At 62.6% G+C, this 17,809-nt stretch carries 15 protein-coding genes and 2 tRNA genes; 1 reads left to right on the top strand and 16 read right to left on the bottom strand.

Translation table 11 applies throughout. The features are described 5' to 3' along the window. Nucleotides 1-291 precede the first annotated feature (291 nt). The 14 genes from rpsO to rlmE form a co-directional block, all read right to left on the bottom strand. Nucleotides 292-561, bottom strand: a complete 270-nt coding sequence (rpsO, locus tag FZZ93_RS13395) for a 30S ribosomal protein S15 (RefSeq protein ID WP_149322820.1) — start codon at nt 559-561, stop codon at nt 292-294. Nucleotides 562-651: 90 nt separating this feature from the next. Further along, a complete protein-coding gene (gene truB / locus FZZ93_RS13390) occupies nt 652-1,578 on the bottom strand; it encodes a tRNA pseudouridine(55) synthase TruB (protein ID WP_149322819.1) in 927 nt (308 codons plus the stop codon). Continuing rightward, complete coding sequence (gene rbfA, locus FZZ93_RS13385; RefSeq protein ID WP_149322818.1) at nt 1,578-1,997, bottom strand: 30S ribosome-binding factor RbfA; 420 nt, start codon at nt 1,995-1,997, stop codon at nt 1,578-1,580. The genes truB and rbfA overlap by 1 nt, the downstream gene beginning before the upstream one ends. A gap of 18 nt (nt 1,998-2,015) precedes the next feature. Further along, nucleotides 2,016-4,562, bottom strand: coding sequence for a translation initiation factor IF-2 (infB, locus tag FZZ93_RS13380; RefSeq protein WP_149322817.1), 2,547 nt, complete (start codon nt 4,560-4,562; stop codon nt 2,016-2,018). 28 nt (nt 4,563-4,590) lie between these two features. Beyond that, a complete protein-coding gene (nusA, locus tag FZZ93_RS13375) occupies nt 4,591-6,084 on the bottom strand; it encodes a transcription termination factor NusA (protein WP_149322816.1) in 1,494 nt (497 codons plus the stop codon). A 40-nt stretch (nt 6,085-6,124) separates the two neighbouring features. Beyond that, entirely contained in the window at nt 6,125-6,586 is a 462-nt protein-coding gene (gene rimP, locus FZZ93_RS13370; RefSeq protein ID WP_149322815.1) for a ribosome maturation factor RimP, read from the bottom strand. 221 nt (nt 6,587-6,807) lie between these two features. Continuing rightward, nucleotides 6,808-6,884 (bottom strand) — tRNA-Met (locus tag FZZ93_RS13365). 123 nt (nt 6,885-7,007) lie between these two features. Further along, nucleotides 7,008-7,094 (bottom strand) — tRNA-Leu (locus FZZ93_RS13360). 29 nt (nt 7,095-7,123) lie between these two features. Continuing rightward, nucleotides 7,124-7,486 carry a preprotein translocase subunit SecG gene (gene secG / locus FZZ93_RS13355; RefSeq protein ID WP_149322814.1) on the bottom strand — a complete coding sequence of 121 codons (363 nt, stop codon included), beginning with the start codon at nt 7,484-7,486 and terminating at the stop codon, nt 7,124-7,126. Nucleotides 7,487-7,490: 4 nt separating this feature from the next. Continuing rightward, nucleotides 7,491-8,240, bottom strand: a complete 750-nt coding sequence (gene tpiA / locus FZZ93_RS13350) for a triose-phosphate isomerase (RefSeq protein WP_149322813.1) — start codon at nt 8,238-8,240, stop codon at nt 7,491-7,493. A 48-nt stretch (nt 8,241-8,288) separates the two neighbouring features. Continuing rightward, nucleotides 8,289-9,638 (bottom strand): phosphoglucosamine mutase, encoded by a 1,350-nt coding sequence (glmM, locus tag FZZ93_RS13345; RefSeq protein WP_149322812.1) that lies wholly within the window; start codon nt 9,636-9,638, stop codon nt 8,289-8,291. Next, on the bottom strand, nt 9,631-10,497 hold the full coding sequence (gene folP, locus FZZ93_RS13340; protein WP_149322848.1) for a dihydropteroate synthase: 867 nt from the start codon (nt 10,495-10,497) through the stop codon (nt 9,631-9,633). Before folP ends, glmM begins: the two co-directional genes overlap by 8 nt. Before the next feature lie 88 nt (nt 10,498-10,585). Beyond that, on the bottom strand, nt 10,586-12,565 hold the full coding sequence (gene ftsH / locus FZZ93_RS13335) for an ATP-dependent zinc metalloprotease FtsH (RefSeq protein WP_149322811.1): 1,980 nt from the start codon (nt 12,563-12,565) through the stop codon (nt 10,586-10,588). A 216-nt stretch (nt 12,566-12,781) separates the two neighbouring features. Continuing rightward, a complete protein-coding gene (rlmE, locus tag FZZ93_RS13330; protein WP_149322847.1) occupies nt 12,782-13,372 on the bottom strand; it encodes a 23S rRNA (uridine(2552)-2'-O)-methyltransferase RlmE in 591 nt (196 codons plus the stop codon). Nucleotides 13,373-13,639: 267 nt separating this feature from the next. Between rlmE and FZZ93_RS13325 the strand changes: the two genes are divergently transcribed. Further along, the gene (locus tag FZZ93_RS13325; RefSeq protein WP_149322810.1) at nt 13,640-13,966 is read left to right on the top strand and encodes a YhbY family RNA-binding protein; all 327 of its coding nucleotides are present in this window, start codon (nt 13,640-13,642) and stop codon (nt 13,964-13,966) included. A gap of 118 nt (nt 13,967-14,084) precedes the next feature. On the opposite strand, the gene greA is transcribed toward FZZ93_RS13325, so the two are convergent. Next, a complete protein-coding gene (gene greA / locus FZZ93_RS13320) occupies nt 14,085-14,561 on the bottom strand; it encodes a transcription elongation factor GreA (RefSeq protein ID WP_149322809.1) in 477 nt (158 codons plus the stop codon). Then, nucleotides 14,558-17,788, bottom strand: a complete 3,231-nt coding sequence (carB, locus tag FZZ93_RS13315; protein ID WP_149322808.1) for a carbamoyl-phosphate synthase large subunit — start codon at nt 17,786-17,788, stop codon at nt 14,558-14,560. The genes greA and carB overlap by 4 nt, the downstream gene beginning before the upstream one ends. Nucleotides 17,789-17,809: the final 21 nt, after the last annotated feature.

Below are 17,809 nucleotides of genomic sequence, written 5' to 3'. Positions count from 1 at the left end.
TTGACGGTCGCGAGGGCCACCGGTTAAGCGGCTCACCCGCCAAAGTGGTGGCCCGGATGCCGTTCCGTGAGTGCTGGTCACCGGCAATATTCCCATAAACGCAAAACGGGCAGCCCTGGGGCTGCCCGTTTCGAATGGCCTGCAGTGAAGAAAAGGAGGAATTCGCGTGATGAGCGATGAGAGGCTGGTCGCCGCCGGCGCGCAGGACCCGGAGTGTAGATGAAACTACATGAGGAGTCCGAGCACCGCCGGCGGCCAGGATCTCGAGCGCAGTAGCGAATTACCCTTTTCTTAGCGGCGCAGGCCGAGGCGCTGGATAATCGACTGATAACGCTCGAAATCCTTGCGCTTCAGATAGTCGAGCAGCTTACGACGCTGGTTGACCATGCGGATCAGGCCACGACGCGAGTGGTGATCCTGCTTGTTGGTCTTGAAGTGATCCTGCAGGCCGTCGATGTTGGCAGTCAGCAGAGCCACCTGTACCTCGGGGGAACCGGTGTCGTTTTCACCGCGACCGTATTCGTTGACGATCGTGGCTTTCTGTTCAGCGGTCAGTGCCATCTGTCTCTCCAGTAAGCAATATGCCTGAATGATGAATGTCGGGGACCACGCATATTTGCAGTCCCCACGCCCAGCCCCGTCGGGGCTGGCTCATGCCGAGCCCGCCACGGCGGAACTCAGCAGGCGCCGAGGGGCGATATCCCCGGCCGCCGTCACCACGCCGAGTCCCAGAAAGGCATCGCCGTGATAGAGCCTGGTCAAACTGTCGGCGGGCAAGCCGCCCGCCTCTCCTGTCGCCGCCTGTCCGAAGCGCAGGCAACGGGCGCCGGAAGCGCTCATGTCACGGCGCGGCAGATGCGCGACCAGCACATCGACCGGCAATAATGCCTCGTCCTGTGCCGCATCCCCAGTCAAGCCCTCGAGTGCCTCGAGGCTCAACATGCCTTCGCCTTCGAAGGGGCCTGTCTTGAGTCGCCGTAGGCCACTGATGTGGCCGCCGCATCCCAGGGCCTGGCCGATATCCTCGGCCAGCGTTCTAATGTAGGTGCCCTTGCTGACCCGCACCTCCATCTCGAAGGCCGCCTTCTCGCATGCGAGGAGGCGCGCATCATACACCGTCACGCGGCGCGCTGCACGCTCCACCGTCTTGCCCTCACGAGCCAGCTCGTAGAGCTTGCGACCCTGATGCTTGAGCGCCGAATACATCGGCGGCACCTGGTCGATCTCGCCGATGAAACCCCTCAGCGTCTCGCGCAGCCCGGCCTCATCGAGCACCGGCACCTCTCGGCGCTCGACGACCTCGCCCTCGGCGTCGCCCGAGTCGGTGATCGTGCCGAGTTCAACCCGGGTGCGGTACACCTTGTCGGCATCGAGCAGGAAAGAGGAGAACTTGGTAGCCTCGCCGAAGCACACCGGCAGCAGGCCAGTGGCCATCGGATCGAGCGTGCCGGTGTGCCCCGCCTTCTGGGCCTGAAACAGGCGCCGTGCCCGCTGCAAGGCATGGTTGCTGGACGCGCCCTGGGGCTTGTCGAGCAACAGCACGCCGTTCACCGGCAGTCCGCGACGGCGACGCGCCATCAGTCGCGCGCTCCCTCACCGTGCTCGTCATCACCCCCCTCGGGCTCATCGTCGCGACGGTCGCGATCGTTCGCCACCGCCTCGTCGATCAGCGAGGAGAGATGCTGGCCACGCACCACGCTCTCGTCGTAGTGAAAGCGCAGCTCGGGCGCGTGACGCAGCTTGATGCGACGTGCGATCTGGCTGCGCAGGAAACCGGCGGCGCGCTTGAGTACCGCCATGTTTTCCTTGATGCGCTCGGCATCCTGCTCGCCGAGCAGCGTCACGTGGACGTCGGCATAGCCGAGGTCGCGACTGACCTCGACACCACTGACGGTGACCATGCCCAGACGCGGATCCTTGATCTCGCGCTGGATTAGGACCGCCAGCTCCTTCTGGAGCTGATCGGCCACCCGGTCGGTACGCTTGAACTCACGCATGCTCGACTCCTCAGGCGATTAGAGCGTCCGCTCGACCTTGACCTGATCGAAGACCTCGATCTTGTCGCCGACCTGGACGTCATTGTAGTTCTTCACGCCGATGCCACACTCCATGCCGTTACGCACTTCATTGACGTCGTCCTTGTAACGGCGCAGGGATTCGAGTTCGCCCTCGTAGATCACCACGTTCTCGCGCAGCACGCGGATCTTCTTGTGGCGATGGACAATTCCCTCGACCACCATGCAACCAGCCACGGCACCGATCTTGGGTGCACGGAAGACGTCGCGGACTTCGGCCACACCAACGATCTCTTCCTTCCACTCCGGCTCGAGCATGCCACTCATGGCCTGCTTGACCTCGTCGATCAGCTGGTAGATGACGCTGTAGTAGCGCAATTCCAGGCCTTCACGTTCGATGATCTCGCGAGCAGCGGCGTCGGCGCGCACGTTGAAGCCGATCACGATGGCCTCGGAGGCCAACGCCAGGTTGGCATCGGTGCCGGTGATGCCACCCACACCGGAAGACACCACGGAAACCTGCACCTCACCGGTAGACAGTTCCTCGAGCGCCCCCTTGATGGCCTCCAGGGAGCCCTGCACATCGGCCTTGAGCACGATGTTAAGCTTGGCGGCTTCTTCCTGGCCCATCTGGCTGAACATGTTCTCCAGCTTGGCCTTCTGCTGACGCGCCAGGCGAACCTCGCGGTACTTGCCTTGGCGGAAGTTGGCGACTTCACGCGCCTTCTTCTCGTCGTCGAGCACCATGAAGTCGTCACCGGCTTCCGGCGTACCATCCAGGCCCTGGATCTCGACCGGCATGGCCGGACCAGCCTCATCGACCTGCTTGCCGAGCTCGTTGGTCAAGGCACGCACGCGGCCATAGTGCAGGCCGGCGAGCACGATATCGCCCCTTTTCAGGGTGCCGTTCTGAACCAGTACCGTGGCCACCGGACCGCGGCCCTTGTCGAGCCGTGACTCGACCACCACGCCCTTGCCGGGCGCTTCGGGCACGGCCTTGAGCTCGAGCACTTCGGAAACCAGCTGGATCGACTCCAGCAGGCCCTCGATGCCCTCACCGTTATGGGCGGAAACGTGCACGAACTGGGTGTCGCCGCCCCACTCTTCGGAGATCACGCCGTGCTGCGACAGCTCACTCTTGACACGGTCTGGATCGGCGTTCGACTTATCGATCTTGTTGACCGCGACCACCATCGGCACGCCTGCAGCCTTGGAGTGCTCGACCGCCTCGATGGTCTGGGGCATGACACCGTCATCGGCGGCCACCACCAGCACCACCACGTCAGTGGCCTTGGCACCGCGAGCACGCATGGCGGTAAACGCCGCGTGGCCCGGTGTATCGAGGAAGGTCACGCCACCGTGGTCGTCCTCGACATGATAGGCACCGATGTGCTGAGTAATGCCGCCAGCCTCGCCGGTAGCCACCTTGGCGCGACGAATGTAGTCGAGCAGCGAGGTCTTGCCGTGGTCGACGTGACCCATGACGGTGACAACGGGCGAGCGCGAGATTTCCTCGCCTTCGTAGGAGATGCCCTCGAGGACCTCGGTCTCCAGCGCATCGTCCTTGACCAGCTTGGGCTTGTGGCCCATTTCCTCGACCACGATGGCCGCGGTGTCCTGATCGATGGTCTGGTTGATGGTCACCGCCGCACCCATGGTGAACATGGCCTTGATGACCTCATTGGCCTTGATCGACATCTTGTCGGCCAGGTCGGCCACGCTGATGGATTCCGGAATGGAAACCTCGCGGACGATCGGCTGGGTCGGCTTCTGGAAGCCATGCTTACCGCCGCCCTGGCCACCACCACCACGGCGGCTGCCGCGACGCTCGGCGCGCTTGGCCTTGCGACCACCACGGCGGCGCTCCTCGCGGTCGCCGCGATCCTCCTCACGGTCGCCACGGTCTTTCTTGCCAGGCTTGCCGCTGGCCTTCTTGACCGCTGCGCGACGCCCCTCGGTGCGGCCTTCCTTGGGTGGTGCAGGTGCTTCCTCGGGCGCTGGAGCTGAGGTGTCGAGTTCCGGCACCGGAATCTCGAGCTCGGGCTCAGCCTTGGTAGCTTGTTTGGCTTGCGCCTGTTCCGCCTCGGCTTTCTCCGCCTCGGCCTTTTCGGCAGCCTGACGCGCAGCTTCCTCGGCACGATGCTTGGCTTCCTCAGCCTCCTGAGCCTCACGCTTGGCCTCGGCTTCGGCCATGTCTCCCACCAACTGGCGGGGGCCATGATCCTCGACCTTGGGCTCCTCGTCCGGCTCTTCCTCGCGCTTCACGTAGGTACGCTTCTTGCGAACCTGCACCTCGATGCTCTTGCCGCGCTCGCCGGTATTGATACGGCTGCGGGTCTTACGGGTCAGGGTGATGCGGTTCTTCGCCCCCGAGCCACTGCCACCGTGGCTCTTGGTGAGGTAATCGAGCAGCTTGCGCTTGTCCTCTTCGGACACGGCGTCGCCCTCGGACTTGTGCTCGAGTCCGGCTTCTTTCATCTGCTCCAGCAGACGGGGCACTTCGCGCCCCACCTTCGCTGCAAAATCCTTAACGGTCATTTCTGACATTACGACCCTCCTCAGCCCGTGACCCGTATTACTGTTCGCTCTCGAACCATGGCGCGCGGGCGGTCATGATCAGTGACGCGGCGCGCTCGTCGTCCAGTTCCTCGATATCGGTCAGATCATCGACGGACTGTTCGGCAAGGTCCTCCATGGTGACGATGCCCCGACTGGCCAGGATGAAGGCCAAGTGGCGCTCCATGCCGTCCATCGCCAGCAGGTCGTCGGCCGGCTGGGCGCCATCGAGTTCTTCCTCGGAGGCGATCGCCAGGTTCAACAACTCGTCCTTGGCGCGAGCGCGCAGCTCCTCGATGAGATCTTCATCGAACTCATCGATCTCCAACATTTCTTCCACCGGGACATAGGCGACCTCTTCAAGCGAGGTGAAGCCCTCTTCGACCAACAGACGAGCCACGTCGTCGTCGATGTCCAGATGCTGAATAAAGTGCTCGACCAGACTATCGATTTCCTGGTCGCGCTTGTTTTCAGCCTCAACCTCGGTCATGACGTTCAGACGCCAGCCGGTAAGCTCTGAGGCCAAACGCACGTTCTGACCGCTGCGGCCGATGGCCTGGGCCAGATTGTCCTCGGCGACAGCCACGTCCATGGCATGGGCGTCTTCATCGACAAGGATAGAGGCGACATCCGCCGGCGCCATGGCATTGATGACCAATTGGGCCGGATTGTCGTCCCACAGCACGATATCCACCCGCTCGTTCTGCAGCTCGGTGGAGACTGCCTGGACCCGCGAGCCGCGCATGCCGACGCAGGCGCCCACAGGATCGATACGTCGGTCATTGGTCTTGACCGCGATCTTGGCGCGCGACCCGGGGTCCCGGGCCGCACCCTTGATTTCGATGAGCTGCTCGGCAATCTCGGGCACCTCGATCTTGAACAACTCGATGATCAGTTCCGGACAGGTCCGGGACAGGATCAACTGAGCGCCACGCGCCTCGGGATCGACCTTGGTCAGCAAGGCACGTACCCGCTCGTTCATGCGGTAGCGCTCGCCGGGAATCATCTCGCTGCGCGGCAGAAACGCCTCGGCGTTGTCACCCAGGTCAATGATCAGCCCATCGCGTGTCGTCTTCTTGACAATGCCAGCCACCAGTTCGCCTTCGCGCTCGGCATAGAGGTTCACGACCTCGGCGCGCTCGGCCTCGCGAACCTTCTGCACGATGACCTGCTTGGCGGTCTGGGCCGCGATCCGACCGAAGACGGCATTCTCGATCCGTTCTTCGACCACATCACCCAGGCCCAGCGGTGGATCACGACGCTCGGCGAAAGAGAGCTTGATCTGGGCATCCGGTCCATCGAAGTCGTCGTCTTCTACCACCTCCCAACGCCGGAAGGTCTCGTAGTCGCCGGTGTAGCGGTCGATATGCACGCGCACACTGGCTTCCTCGTCCTCGAAGCGCTTGCGAGACGCGCTGGCCAGCGCGGCCTCGACGGCCTCGAAGATCACCTCGCGGGGGACCCCCTTCTCGTTGGAGATCGCATCGACGACCGCCAGAATCTCTTTACTCATGACTTAGCCTCGCCAGAAAACCCGTCCTTTTGCATCAACATCACCCATCGAACCGAGGAACGATGCGTGCCTGATCGATGCTCTCGATGGGAAAGCAATATTCCTCGCCGTCGAGTTGCAACAGCACCTCGTCGCCTTCAATACCGGCCAGCAGCCCCTGGAACTTGCGTCGCCCGTCGAACGGCGTACGCAATTTCACGGCCACGGTGTGGCCCGCATAACGCTCGAACTGTTCGAGAGTGAACAACGGCCGATCCATCCCGGGCGACGACACCTCGAGCCGATACTCCCCGGCAATGGGGTCCTCGACATCCAGCACCGCACTGACCTGGCGGCTGATATCGGCGCAATCATCCACGCCCACGCCTTGCGCATGATCGATGAAGATCACCAACCGTGAGTGCTTGCCCTGAGACAGATAATCGATACCCCAGAGCTCGAAGCCCATGGCCGTTACCACTGGTTCGATCAGCGTCTTCAGCGCGGTATCCTTGGTTGCCATGGAAGAATGCTCCTACAGCCGTTGCATCAGGCACCTGGCCAGGAGTGAACAGGAAAGTCAGGTGGCTGATTGGCGTTGCCTCGGGACAGCCGGCCGATTTCGACCGACAGGCTGGCCGCTAACAAAAAGCCCCTTCGCAGGAAGGGGCTTTTACAAGAAACCTGTATACCACTTCGGCTCTTTGGCATGCCCCTAACATCTCTGCATGCCTGCCAGGAAGATGGTAGCGGGGACCGGATTTGAACCGATGACCTTCGGGTTATGAGCCCGACGAGCTACCAGACTGCTCCACCCCGCATCAATCTAGGCCGGTGATTGTATGCTCGAACCCTATTAGCGTCAAGCTACAATGCTACCGTCTTGCCAATCCTGCTACTGAGGCCGACAGCTTGGCGAGGCGTCTCACCGTGTCGGTTTCAGATGGTGCCGAAGGCGGGACTTGAACCCGCACGACCGTAAGGTCACTACCCCCTCAAGATAGCGTGTCTACCAATTCCACCACTTCGGCATCAGGGGACGGCTGGAATAACAAGGGCTTTAGTTGCCGCCCTCCTCCAGCACTGGCGCTGCATTATCCGCACCATTGGAGCTTTCGTCAAGGGTTGGCTCGGCACTTTGTTGTTCGATCACCTTGGCATCAGGGATACCCGCTGCTTCCGGCGCCTCGCCCGCCTGGGACGCGAAGTACGCCAGGGCCAGGGAGGTGGCGAAAAAGGCCGCCGCCAGCACGGCGGTCGCGCGAGACAGGAAGCTGCCGCTGCCGCGAGAACCGAACACAGTCTGAGAGGCACCACCACCGAAGGAGGCGCCGGCATCGGCGCCCTTACCCTGCTGCAGCAGGATCAAGGCGACCAGGGCGATAGCGATCGCCACATGGATCATGAGAATGGCAACTTGCATGGATTCAACCTGCTGACTGACAAATGGCTAGGAAATCATCGATCTTGAGGGAGGCACCGCCTACCAGGCCGCCGTCGATATCCGGCTGGGCCAATAGCTCGGCGGCATTATCGGCCTTCATGCTACCGCCGTACAGCAACTGAGTCCCTTCAGCGAGACCGTCACCGTAGCGAGCGAGGCGGCGGCGGAGCGCGGCGTGAATCGCCTGCGCCTGTTCGGGGGTCGCGGTACGACCGGTACCAATGGCCCAGACTGGCTCGTAGGCAATGATCAGTCGGCGGCGCTGCTCGGCTTCCAGGCCATCCAGCACCGCTTCCAACTGGCCGATCACTACCTCCTCGCCGCGCTCGGCATCACGCTCCTCGAGGGTCTCGCCCAGGCACAGCACCGGCGTGAGTCCGGCCTCCAGTGCGCGACGCACGCGAGCCAGCACCGCCGAGTCATCTTCACCGAACAGCGTACGCCGCTCGGAATGACCGACCAACACCAGGCTCGCGCCGACCTCACGCAGCATCTCGCCACTCACCTCACCGGTGAAGGCACCGGAAGGCTGGTCACTGAGCGTTTGTGCTCCCAGGGCGGCCCGAGAACCGGCCAAGGCACGCGAGGCAGATTCCAGATAGGGAAAGGGCACCATCAACGCGACCTCGAGGTGCGACGGCAGGTCGGCATCGGTGAGCGCCTGGCCAAAGGACTCGACCAGGTTCAGGGAACCGTTCATCTTCCAGTTGCCGGCGATCAGCGGCATAGGCATGCGACATCCTCTTTCAAGGTGGGCCGAAATGGTATAGGAGCGCCATTGTCAAGACAACATGCTCTCGACATCATCGGCCAGGCGACGTGCCAGAGACTGAACATCCAGATGGGGGCGCCCCTCGACCATGACACGGATCAGCGGCTCGGTTCCCGAGGGGCGAAGCAACACGCGCCCCTGCCCCTCCAGCTCGGTTTCCATGGCGGATACCGCTTCCTGCAAAGCAGTGTCTTCCATCAGGGCCCGAGCGTCGGTGCCCGGCGTCAGGCGCACATTGATCAACGCCTGGGGCGCTTTCTCGAGGCCCTCTAGCAACTCGCCCAGCGCCCGCCCCTCACGCGCCATCACCGACAACACCTGAAGGGCCGACACGATGCCGTCACCCGTGGTCTGCACATGGCCGCAGACGATGTGCCCCGAGGACTCGCCTCCCAGCTGCCAACCGTTCGCGGCCAGTCGCTCCATGACGTAACGATCGCCGACCTTGGCGCGCTCGAAGGGCACATCCAGCGTTTCCAGCGCCGCGGCCAGGCCGAAATTGCTCATCAGGGTTCCCACGACCCCGCCTCCGAGCTCGCCTCGAGCGTGGCGGTCCCGGGCGATGATGTAGAGGATGTCGTCACCATCGACCTCGCGACCATCGGCATCCACCAGCAGGACGCGGTCGCCATCACCGTCGAAGGCCACCCCCAGATCGGCACCTTCGCGGATAACCGCCGCCCGCAGTGCCGCCGGCTGAGTGGAGCCGACCTCATGGTTGATATTGAGCCCGTCTGGATTGGCACCGATCAGGCTGACGTCGGCGCCCAGCTCGCGGAACACGCTGGGCGCGATGTGGTAGGTGGCGCCATGGGCGCAGTCGACGACCATCCGCAAGCCATGCAGGTTGACCCGGTCGGGAATGGTCGACTTGCAGAACTCGATATAGCGGCCGGCAGCATCGTCCACCCGCCGGGCCTTGCCCAGCTCATGTGGCGCCACCGTGGTCAAGGGCTCGTCGAGCATTGCCTCGATGCGCTCCTCGACGGCGTCGGCCAGCTTGACGCCCTCGGCGGAGAAGAACTTGATGCCATTGTCGGCGAAGGCGTTGTGGGACGCCGAGATGACGATACCGGCATCGGCCCGGAAAGTCCGCGTCAAGTAGGCGATGCCCGGTGTCGGCATCGGACCGAGCAAGATGACATCGACGCCGGCGGCGGACAGTCCGGCCTCCAGCGCCGACTCGAACATGTAGCCGGAAATCCGCGTGTCCTTACCGATCAACACCTTGGCATGACCAGATTCGCGCGTCAGCACCCGACCAGTGGCCCACCCCAACTTTAACATGAAGTCTGCGGTGATAGGCGCTTCACCGACGGTGCCGCGAATGCCATCGGTACCAAAATAGCGTCTAGTCATTATCGCAACCTTCCTTGAGTACGGCCCAGGCCATGTTCACCGCGTCCACGTGGGGCCCCACATCATGCACGCGTAGGATGCGTGCGCCTCGCTCCACGGCCAGAGCGGATAATGCCAGCCCACCGGCGAGACGCTCCTCCACCGGCCGCTCGAGCACCTTGCCGATCATGCTCTTGCGTGACATGCCCACCAGGATGGGCAGCTCCAGCGAGGTCAAGCGATCCATGTATTTGAGAAGACGTAGATTGTGCTCGACGGTCTTGGCAAAGCCAAATCCGGGATCGATCAACAAGCGCTCGCGGCGCAGTCCCGACGCCTCGCAAGCGGCCACTCGTGCCTCGAGGAATTCGGCCACGGCCTCTTCCACGGGTCGATCATAGTGCGGCGCGTCCTGCATGTCGCCCGGCTCGCCAAGCATATGCATCAGACACACCGGCAGCCCGGTGGCAGCGGCAGCCCTCATCGCACCATCACGGCGCAGATTGCGGACATCGTTGAGCATGCCGGCCCCGGCGTTGGCCGCTTCACGCATCACCTCCGGGGTACTGGTGTCCACCGACACCAGAGCATCGAGTTCACGGCTCAGCGTTTCCACCACCGGTATCACTCGATCCAGTTCCTGCTGAACCGATACCTCGGCCGCCCCGGGGCGCGTCGATTCTCCGCCCACATCGATGATCGCCGCGCCCTCGGCAAGCATCTGCTCGGCACGCGCCAAGGCGTCATCCAGGGCGACATGGTGCCCGCCATCAGAAAAGGAGTCGGGCGTGACGTTGAGAATCCCCATCACATGAGGGAAGGAAAGATCGAGCCGGTGGCGACCGCACTGCAGGGGTTTCAAAGTCGTGGTCTGCATCATCGTCCTGGACAACATCGGGCCGGAGCCCTCGACGGCAAAGGCGCCCCGCAGGGCGCCTCGAGATCAACGGAGACGGGCGCCGCCGGGGTCAGGTACCGGCGGGACCACCCAAGGGGTCGGAGGGGCGACGTCGTGGCGTGTCTTCGTCGCCCGCGTCACCATCATCGGAAGCTTCTTCCGATGACGTGGACGTGTCGCCTGAGCCGGTCACCGGCGAGCCGCCACCGGAGCCGTCATCTTCCCAATCCTCGGGCGGCCGGGGATCGCGGCCCGCCATGATGTCCTTGAGCTGATTGGCATCGATGGTCTCGTACTTGACCAGCGCCTCGGCCATGGCATCCAGCTTGTCGCGATTGTCTTCCAGAATCTGCTTCGCCTGGGCGTAGCAATCGTCGATGATCCGACGCACTTCCTTGTCGAGGCGAGTCGTGGTCTCGCCAGACTTCAGCATACCGCCCTGACTGCCGCCACCGAGGAACTGGTGCGACTCGTCCTCGTCGTACATGATCGGCCCCATCTCCTCGGACAGACCCCACTTGGCGACCATGTTGTGCGCCAGCTCGGTGGCACGCTTGATGTCGTTGGAGGCACCGGTCGTCACGCCATTCGGCCCAAGCGTCATTTCCTCGGCGATACGGCCGCCGAACAGCGAACAGATCTGGCTGAGGATCTGCTGACGCGACAGGCTGTAGCGATCTTCCTCGGGCAAGAACATGGTCACGCCCAGCGCTCGGCCACGGGGAATGATGGTGACCTTGTAGACCGGATCGTGCTCCGGCATCACCAGGCCGATGATCGCATGCCCCGATTCGTGATAGGCGGTGTTGAGCTTGTCCTTCTCGGTCATGACCATGGAACGACGCTCGGCGCCCATCATGATCTTGTCCTTGGCCATCTCCAGCTCGTCCATACCCACCAGGCGCTTGTTGCCACGCGCCGCAAACAGCGCTGCCTCATTGACCAGGTTGGCCAGGTCGGCACCGGAAAAGCCGGGTGTACCACGCGCGATATAGGTCGGCTTGACATCGTCGGCCAGCGGCACCTTGCGCAGGTGCACGTTAAGGATATGCTCGCGGCCCCGGATATCGGGCAGCGGCACGGTCACCTGACGGTCGAAACGCCCCGGACGCAGCAGCGCCGGGTCAAGCACGTCCGGACGGTTGGTCGCGGCGATGACGATGATGCCTTCATTGGCCTCGAAGCCATCCATCTCCACCAGCAGTTGGTTCAGGGTCTGCTCGCGCTCGTCGTTGCCGCCGCCCATGCCAGCGCCACGGGAACGGCCCACGGCGTCGATCTCGTCGATAAAGATGATGCACGGCGCCTGCTTCTTGGCCTGCTCGAACATGTCGCGCACACGGGAGGCGCCGACACCGACGAACATCTCGACGAAGTCGGAACCGGAAATCGAGAAGAAGGGCACGCTGGCCTCGCCAGCGATGGACTTGGCGAGCAGGGTCTTGCCGGTACCCGGCGGGCCGACCATCAGCACGCCTCGGGGAATGGTGCCACCCAGGCGCTGGAACTTGGTCGGATCGCGCAGGAAGTCGACCAGTTCCTCGACCTCCTCCTTGGCCTCGTCACAGCCGGCGACATCGGCGAAGGTGGTCTTGATCTGGTCCTGGGAAAGCAACTTGGCCTTCGACTTGCCGAAGCTCATCGGCCCGCCCTTGCCGCTGCCGCCGCCCTGCATCTGGCGCATGAAGAAGATGAAGATGGCCAGGATCAGCAGGATCGGGAAGCTGGCGATCAGCAAACGCGTCCACAGGCTCTGTTGCTCAGGCTCCTTGCCGACCACGGTCACGTTGTGGGCCAGCAGATCATCCATCAGCTTGGGATCTTCCGCTGCCGGCCGAACGGTCTGAAACTGGGAGCCATCGGTACGCTGACCAGTGATCGTATAACCATCGATGGTCACGCTTTCGACACGCTCGCTCTGCACCTGCTGGACGAACTGGGAATAGTTCATCGACTGCGGTGCATTATCGACACTGAAATTGTTGAACACCGTCAGCAACACCGCCGCGATGACCAACCACAGAATCAGGTTCTTCGCCATATCGTTCAAGGGACTACCCTCAATTGCAAGAATCCGTCGGCCGAATGCGTCTTAGTGCTTCGACACTACATCAGGGACACATGTTCAGCCAGGATGCGGACACGGTCCACTCCATTGCTGCCCACTGTGGCATACTTGCGCCGCCTTGTCCGGCATCGCACTGTTAGCCCCAGCCTATGGGCAGATTGTCATACCCCGTGGCTGAGCCACCCCGCCAGGGCCGGCTCAGCCACGAAAACCTTCCGCCAGCAGATAAACCTCACGGGACCTTGCCCGTGACGCCTCAGGCTTGCGCGTCACCACCCGCTTGAAACCGCCACGCAGCTCCTTCAGGTAGGCCTCGAACCCTTCGCCCTGGAACACCTTGGCCAGGAAAACGCCACCGGGCGACAGGGTCTGGCGCGCCAGGTCCAGGGCCAATTCCACCAAATACATGGCCTGGGGCTGATCGATAGCCGCCATACCACTCATATTGGGGGCCATGTCCGACATCACAAGGTCCACCGGGCGATTCTCGAGCCGCGCCAGAATCTCCTCGAGCACGCTGTCCTCGGTAAAATCACCCTGCACGAAATCGACACCGGCCAAGGCGTCCATCTCAAGAATGTCGGAAGCGATCACCCGGCCCTCATCACCGACTTTCTCCGCGGCAACCTGGCTCCACCCACCGGGCGCAGCGCCGAGATCGATCACCGTCATGCCGGCACGCAACAGCTTGTCCTTCTCATCAAGCGCCAGCAGCTTGTAACTGGCCCTGCTACGGTAACCGTCCTGCCAGCTCTGCTGGACATAACGATCATCGAAGTGCTCTTTCATCCAGCCGGTACGAGGCTTTTGGGCACCGCGCCGACCAGCGCCTTTGGCGCGAGCGTCTTTCGGGCGAGAATCATGGGAAGATGCCACGGCATCACCTGTAGAATGATCTGGATGTCGGGCGGTCGAGCGAATTCCGCAATGACCTGGGACGAGGTACTGACCTGCGGGCCCGGCGGTTCAGAGCGATAACGAGACGCGGCGGTTTCGCCGCGACGCGATACGCCGTACCATACGCGCAGCGCGCCAACCGGGAAGAATCAAGATACCATGAGCTTGTCACAGGCACAAAAGAAAGCATTCCGCAGCATCGGCCATTACCTCGACCCCGTGGTCACGGTGTCGGAGAACGGGATATCCGAAGGAGTGGTCGCCGAACTGGACCGCGCCCTCACCGACCATGAGCTGATCAAGGTCAAGCTGGCCTTGCCCGAGCGCGACGACCGCGCCGCCATGATCGACGAACTGCTCGACGCCAGCAGCGCCGAACTGATCCAGAAGATCGGCAAGGTCGCCCTGCTCTATCGCCACAACCCCAAGGTCAACCCGAAGCTCTCCAACATCAAGCGCTTCGAGGAGCATCACGGGCGGCGATGAGTCTGAAGCGGCGAGCTACGAAGAGCGAGACGCGAACCCCAAAAAAGCCCGCGGCATGACCGCGGGCTTTTTTTGCTGTTGGCTCGTAGCTCGTAGCTCGTAGCTCGTAGCTCGTAGCTCAGAGATGCTCGACACTCGAGATTTCGTACTCGACATCGCCGCCAGGCGTGCGCACCAGCACCGTCTCGCCTTCTTCCTTGCCGATCAGGGCGCGGGCGATGGGCGAGGTCACGGAGATCCGACCCGACTTTATGTCGGCCTCGTCCTCGCCGACGATGCGATAGGCCACTTCCTCGTCGTTCTCCAGGTTGATCAGCTCCACGGTCACCCCGAAGATCACCTTGCCGGTCTTGGGGAGCTTGGTGACATCGATGACCTGCGCATTGGAGAGCTTGCCTTCGATCTCCTGAATCCGGCCTTCGATGAATCCCTGCTGCTCGCGAGCGGCATGATATTCGGCGTTCTCCTTGAGATCGCCATGTTCGCGCGCCTCGGCGATAGCGGCGATGACATTCGGCCGTTCCTCACTCTTGAGGTGTTCGAGCTCATCGCGAAGACGCTGCTCGCCGACGACGGTCATCGGAACCTTGTTCATTGACTGACTCCTGCATGCAATTCCTGTAACCGCCGCACGGTGATGGCATTACCATATTCGAGTGCCAAGCAAACGGCATTGGCCCCCGCCAGTGTGGTGGCATAGGGAACCTTGCGAGCGAGTGCAGTGCGGCGGATCACCGAGGAATCATTAATGGCCTGGCGGCCCTCGGTAGTGTTGACGATATAGGCGACCTCGTCGTTCTTGAGCAGATCGACGATATGAGGACGGCCTTCATAAACCTTGTTGACGACGTCCACGGGCAGGTCGGCTTGTTGCAGGGCCGATGCCGTGCCACGCGTCGCGCACAGTGTGAACCCTAATCCTAACAAAGATCGGGCCACATCGATAACACCCTGCTTGTCGGGGTCACGCACCGAGAGGAATGCCTTGCGCTCGCCCTCCAGGGCCGGGATCGCCTCGCCAGCGCCCAGCTGCGCCTTGTAGAAGGCTTCGGCAAAGGTATCGCCGCTGCCCATCACCTCGCCGGTGGACTTCATTTCCGGCGAGAGAATCGGGTCGACACCGGGGAACTTGGCGAACGGGAACACCGCCTCCTTGACGCTGTAGAAGTGCGGCACGATCTCCTCGACGAAACCCTGCTCAGCAAGCGAAACACCGGCCATGCAACGCGCCGCGACCTGCGCCAGCGAGGTGCCGACGCACTTGGAGACGAAAGGCACGGTACGCGAGGCACGAGGGTTGACCTCGATGACGTAGATCTCGCCATCCTGCCAGGCCAGCTGCACGTTCATCAGGCCCTTGACCCCGAGCTCCACAGCCATGCGCTTGACCTGATCGCGCATCTCGTCCTGGACGTCGGTCGGCAACGAGTACGGCGGCAAGGCACAGGCAGAATCGCCCGAGTGCACCCCGGCCTGCTCGATGTGCTGCATGATGCCACCGATCACCACCTGATGACCGTCGGACACGGCGTCGATGTCGATCTCGATGGCGGCATTGAGGAAGTGGTCGAGCAGCACCGGCGAGTCATTGGAGACCTTGACCGCATGGGTCATGTAGTTCTCCAGCTCGGAAGCGTCGTAGACGATCTCCATGGCTCGACCCCCCAGCACATAGGAGGGGCGCACCACCAGCGGGTAACCGATGGCCTCGGCCTTGGCGAAGGCCTCCTCGAAGCTGCGCGCAGTGGCGTTGGGCGGCTGCTTGAGCCCCAGCTTGTCGATCATATGCTGGAAACGCTCGCGATCCTCGGCCCGATCGATGGCATCCGGCGTAGTGCCGATGATCGGCACCCCGGCGGCCTCGAGCTCACGCGCCAGCTTGAGTGGCGTCTGGCCACCGAACTGCACGATCACCCCGGCCGGCTTCTCCTTGTCGGCGATCTCCAGCACGTCCTCGAGCGTCACCGGCTCGAAGTAGAGCCGATCCGAGGTGTCATAGTCGGTGGAGACGGTCTCCGGGTTACAGTTGACCATGATGGTTTCATAGCCATCGTCACGCATGGCGAGCGCGGCATGCACACAGCAGTAGTCGAACTCGATGCCCTGACCGATACGGTTGGGGCCGCCGCCCAGCACCATGATCTTGGGCCGATCGGAAACCTCCGCCTCGCACTCTTCCTCATAGGAGGAGTACATGTAGGCCGTGTCGGTGGCGAACTCGGCGGCACAGGTGTCGACCCGCTTGTAGACGGGGCGGATACCGGCTGCCTGACGGGTCCGGCGGAAATCCTTCTCTGCAACGCCAAGCAGCCCAGCCAGCCGCGCGTCGGAGAATCCCTTGCGCTTGAGAGCGAACAGCTCGCGAGGTGTCAGCTCGGAGAGCGAACGCTTGGCCAGCTCGGCCTCGGTACGCACCAGGTCTTCGAGCTGAACCAGGAACCAACGGTCGATATTGGTCAGGCGGAACAGTTCCTCGACACTCAAGCCCGCGCGCATGGCATCGGCCACATAGAAGATGCGCTCGGCACCGGCCACCTGCAGCTCGCCCTTGATATGCGCCATGCCATCGTCATTGAAGCGCGTGACTTTCGGATCAAGGCCATCATTACCGGTTTCCAGGCCACGCAGCGCCTTCTGCAGGGATTCCTGGAAGGTGCGCCCGATGGCCATCACTTCGCCGACCGACTTCATCTGAGTGGTCAGGCGGTCATTGGCCTGAGGGAATTTCTCGAAAGTGAAACGCGGGATCTTGGTAACCACGTAATCGATGGATGGCTCGAACGAGGCCGGAGTGCGCCCGCCGGTAATGTCGTTCGAGAGCTCATCCAGGGTATAGCCGACGGCCAGCTTGGCGGCGATCTTGGCGATGGGGAAGCCGGTGGCCTTGGAGGCCAGCGCCGAGGAACGACTCACCCGCGGGTTCATCTCGATGACCACCACGCGCCCGGTGTCAGGGTCGACGCCAAACTGAACGTTGGAGCCCCCCGTCTCGACGCCGATCTCACGCAACACCGCCAGGGAGGCGTCGCGCATGTTCTGGTATTCCTTGTCCGTCAGCGTCTGGGCGGGTGCCACGGTGATGGAATCCCCGGTGTGCACGCCCATGGGATCGAAGTTCTCGATGGCACAGACGATGATGCAGTTGTCGTTCTTGTCGCGAACGACCTCCATCTCGTATTCCTTCCAGCCCAGCAGCGACTCGTCGATCAACAACTCATGGTTGTTGGAGAGCTCGAAACCCCGAGTGCAGATTTCCTCGAACTCTTCCTTGTTGTAGGCCACACCGCCGCCGGAGCCCCCCATGGTGTAGGAGGGGCGAATGATGACCGGAAAGCCCAGCTCGCTCTGGATCTGCCAGGCCTCGTCCATGCTGTGGGCGACCTTGGCCTTGGGGCACTCCAGGCCGATGCGCTTCATCGCCTGATCGAAGAGGTCACGGTCTTCGGCCATATTGATGGCGTCGGCGTTGGCACCGATCATTTCCACACCGAACTTCTCGAGTACGCCGTGCTTGTCCAGGTCCAGGGCACAGTTGAGGGCCGTCTGGCCACCCATGGTCGGCAGCACGGCGTCGGGGCGCTCGGCCTCGATGATCTTCTCCACGGCCTGCCAGGTGATTGGCTCGATATAAGTGGCATCAGCCATCACCGGGTCAGTCATGATGGTCGCCGGGTTGGAGTTGACCAGAATGACCCGGAAGCCTTCCTCGCGCAGGGCCTTGCAGGCCTGGGCGCCGGAATAGTCGAATTCACAGGCCTGGCCGATGACGATGGGGCCTGCGCCGATGATCAGGATGCTCTGGATGTCGGTACGTTTGGGCATGGTGCTTCCCGCAAGAATAGT

Origin of the sequence: Halomonas eurihalina, assembly GCF_008274785.1 — a bacterium.
Lineage (GTDB): Bacteria > Pseudomonadota > Gammaproteobacteria > Pseudomonadales > Halomonadaceae > Halomonas > Halomonas eurihalina.
Note: the sequence above shows the minus strand (reverse complement) of the source record. Positions and strands in the feature narration are given on the sequence as shown.

Bases quoted from the DNA above. Each gene is read 5' to 3' on its own strand.
- rpsO (WP_149322820.1), bottom strand. From the start codon at position 561: ATGGCACTGACCGCTGAACAGAAAGCCACGATCGTCAACGAATACGGT.
- truB (WP_149322819.1), bottom strand. From the start codon at position 1,578: ATGGCGCGTCGCCGTCGCGGACTGCCGGTGAACGGCGTGCTGTTGCTC.
- rbfA (WP_149322818.1), bottom strand. From the start codon at position 1,997: ATGCGTGAGTTCAAGCGTACCGACCGGGTGGCCGATCAGCTCCAGAAG.
- infB (WP_149322817.1), bottom strand. From the start codon at position 4,562: ATGTCAGAAATGACCGTTAAGGATTTTGCAGCGAAGGTGGGGCGCGAA.
- nusA (WP_149322816.1), bottom strand. From the start codon at position 6,084: ATGAGTAAAGAGATTCTGGCGGTCGTCGATGCGATCTCCAACGAGAAG.
- rimP (WP_149322815.1), bottom strand. From the start codon at position 6,586: ATGGCAACCAAGGATACCGCGCTGAAGACGCTGATCGAACCAGTGGTA.
- secG (WP_149322814.1), bottom strand. From the start codon at position 7,486: ATGCAAGTTGCCATTCTCATGATCCATGTGGCGATCGCTATCGCCCTG.
- tpiA (WP_149322813.1), bottom strand. From the start codon at position 8,240: ATGCCTATGCCGCTGATCGCCGGCAACTGGAAGATGAACGGTTCCCTG.
- glmM (WP_149322812.1), bottom strand. From the start codon at position 9,638: ATGACTAGACGCTATTTTGGTACCGATGGCATTCGCGGCACCGTCGGT.
- folP (WP_149322848.1), bottom strand. From the start codon at position 10,497: ATGATGCAGACCACGACTTTGAAACCCCTGCAGTGCGGTCGCCACCGG.
- rlmE (WP_149322847.1), bottom strand. From the start codon at position 13,372: ATGAAAGAGCACTTCGATGATCGTTATGTCCAGCAGAGCTGGCAGGAC.
- FZZ93_RS13325 (WP_149322810.1), top strand. From the start codon at position 13,640: ATGAGCTTGTCACAGGCACAAAAGAAAGCATTCCGCAGCATCGGCCAT.
- greA (WP_149322809.1), bottom strand. From the start codon at position 14,561: ATGAACAAGGTTCCGATGACCGTCGTCGGCGAGCAGCGTCTTCGCGAT.
- carB (WP_149322808.1), bottom strand. From the start codon at position 17,788: ATGCCCAAACGTACCGACATCCAGAGCATCCTGATCATCGGCGCAGGC.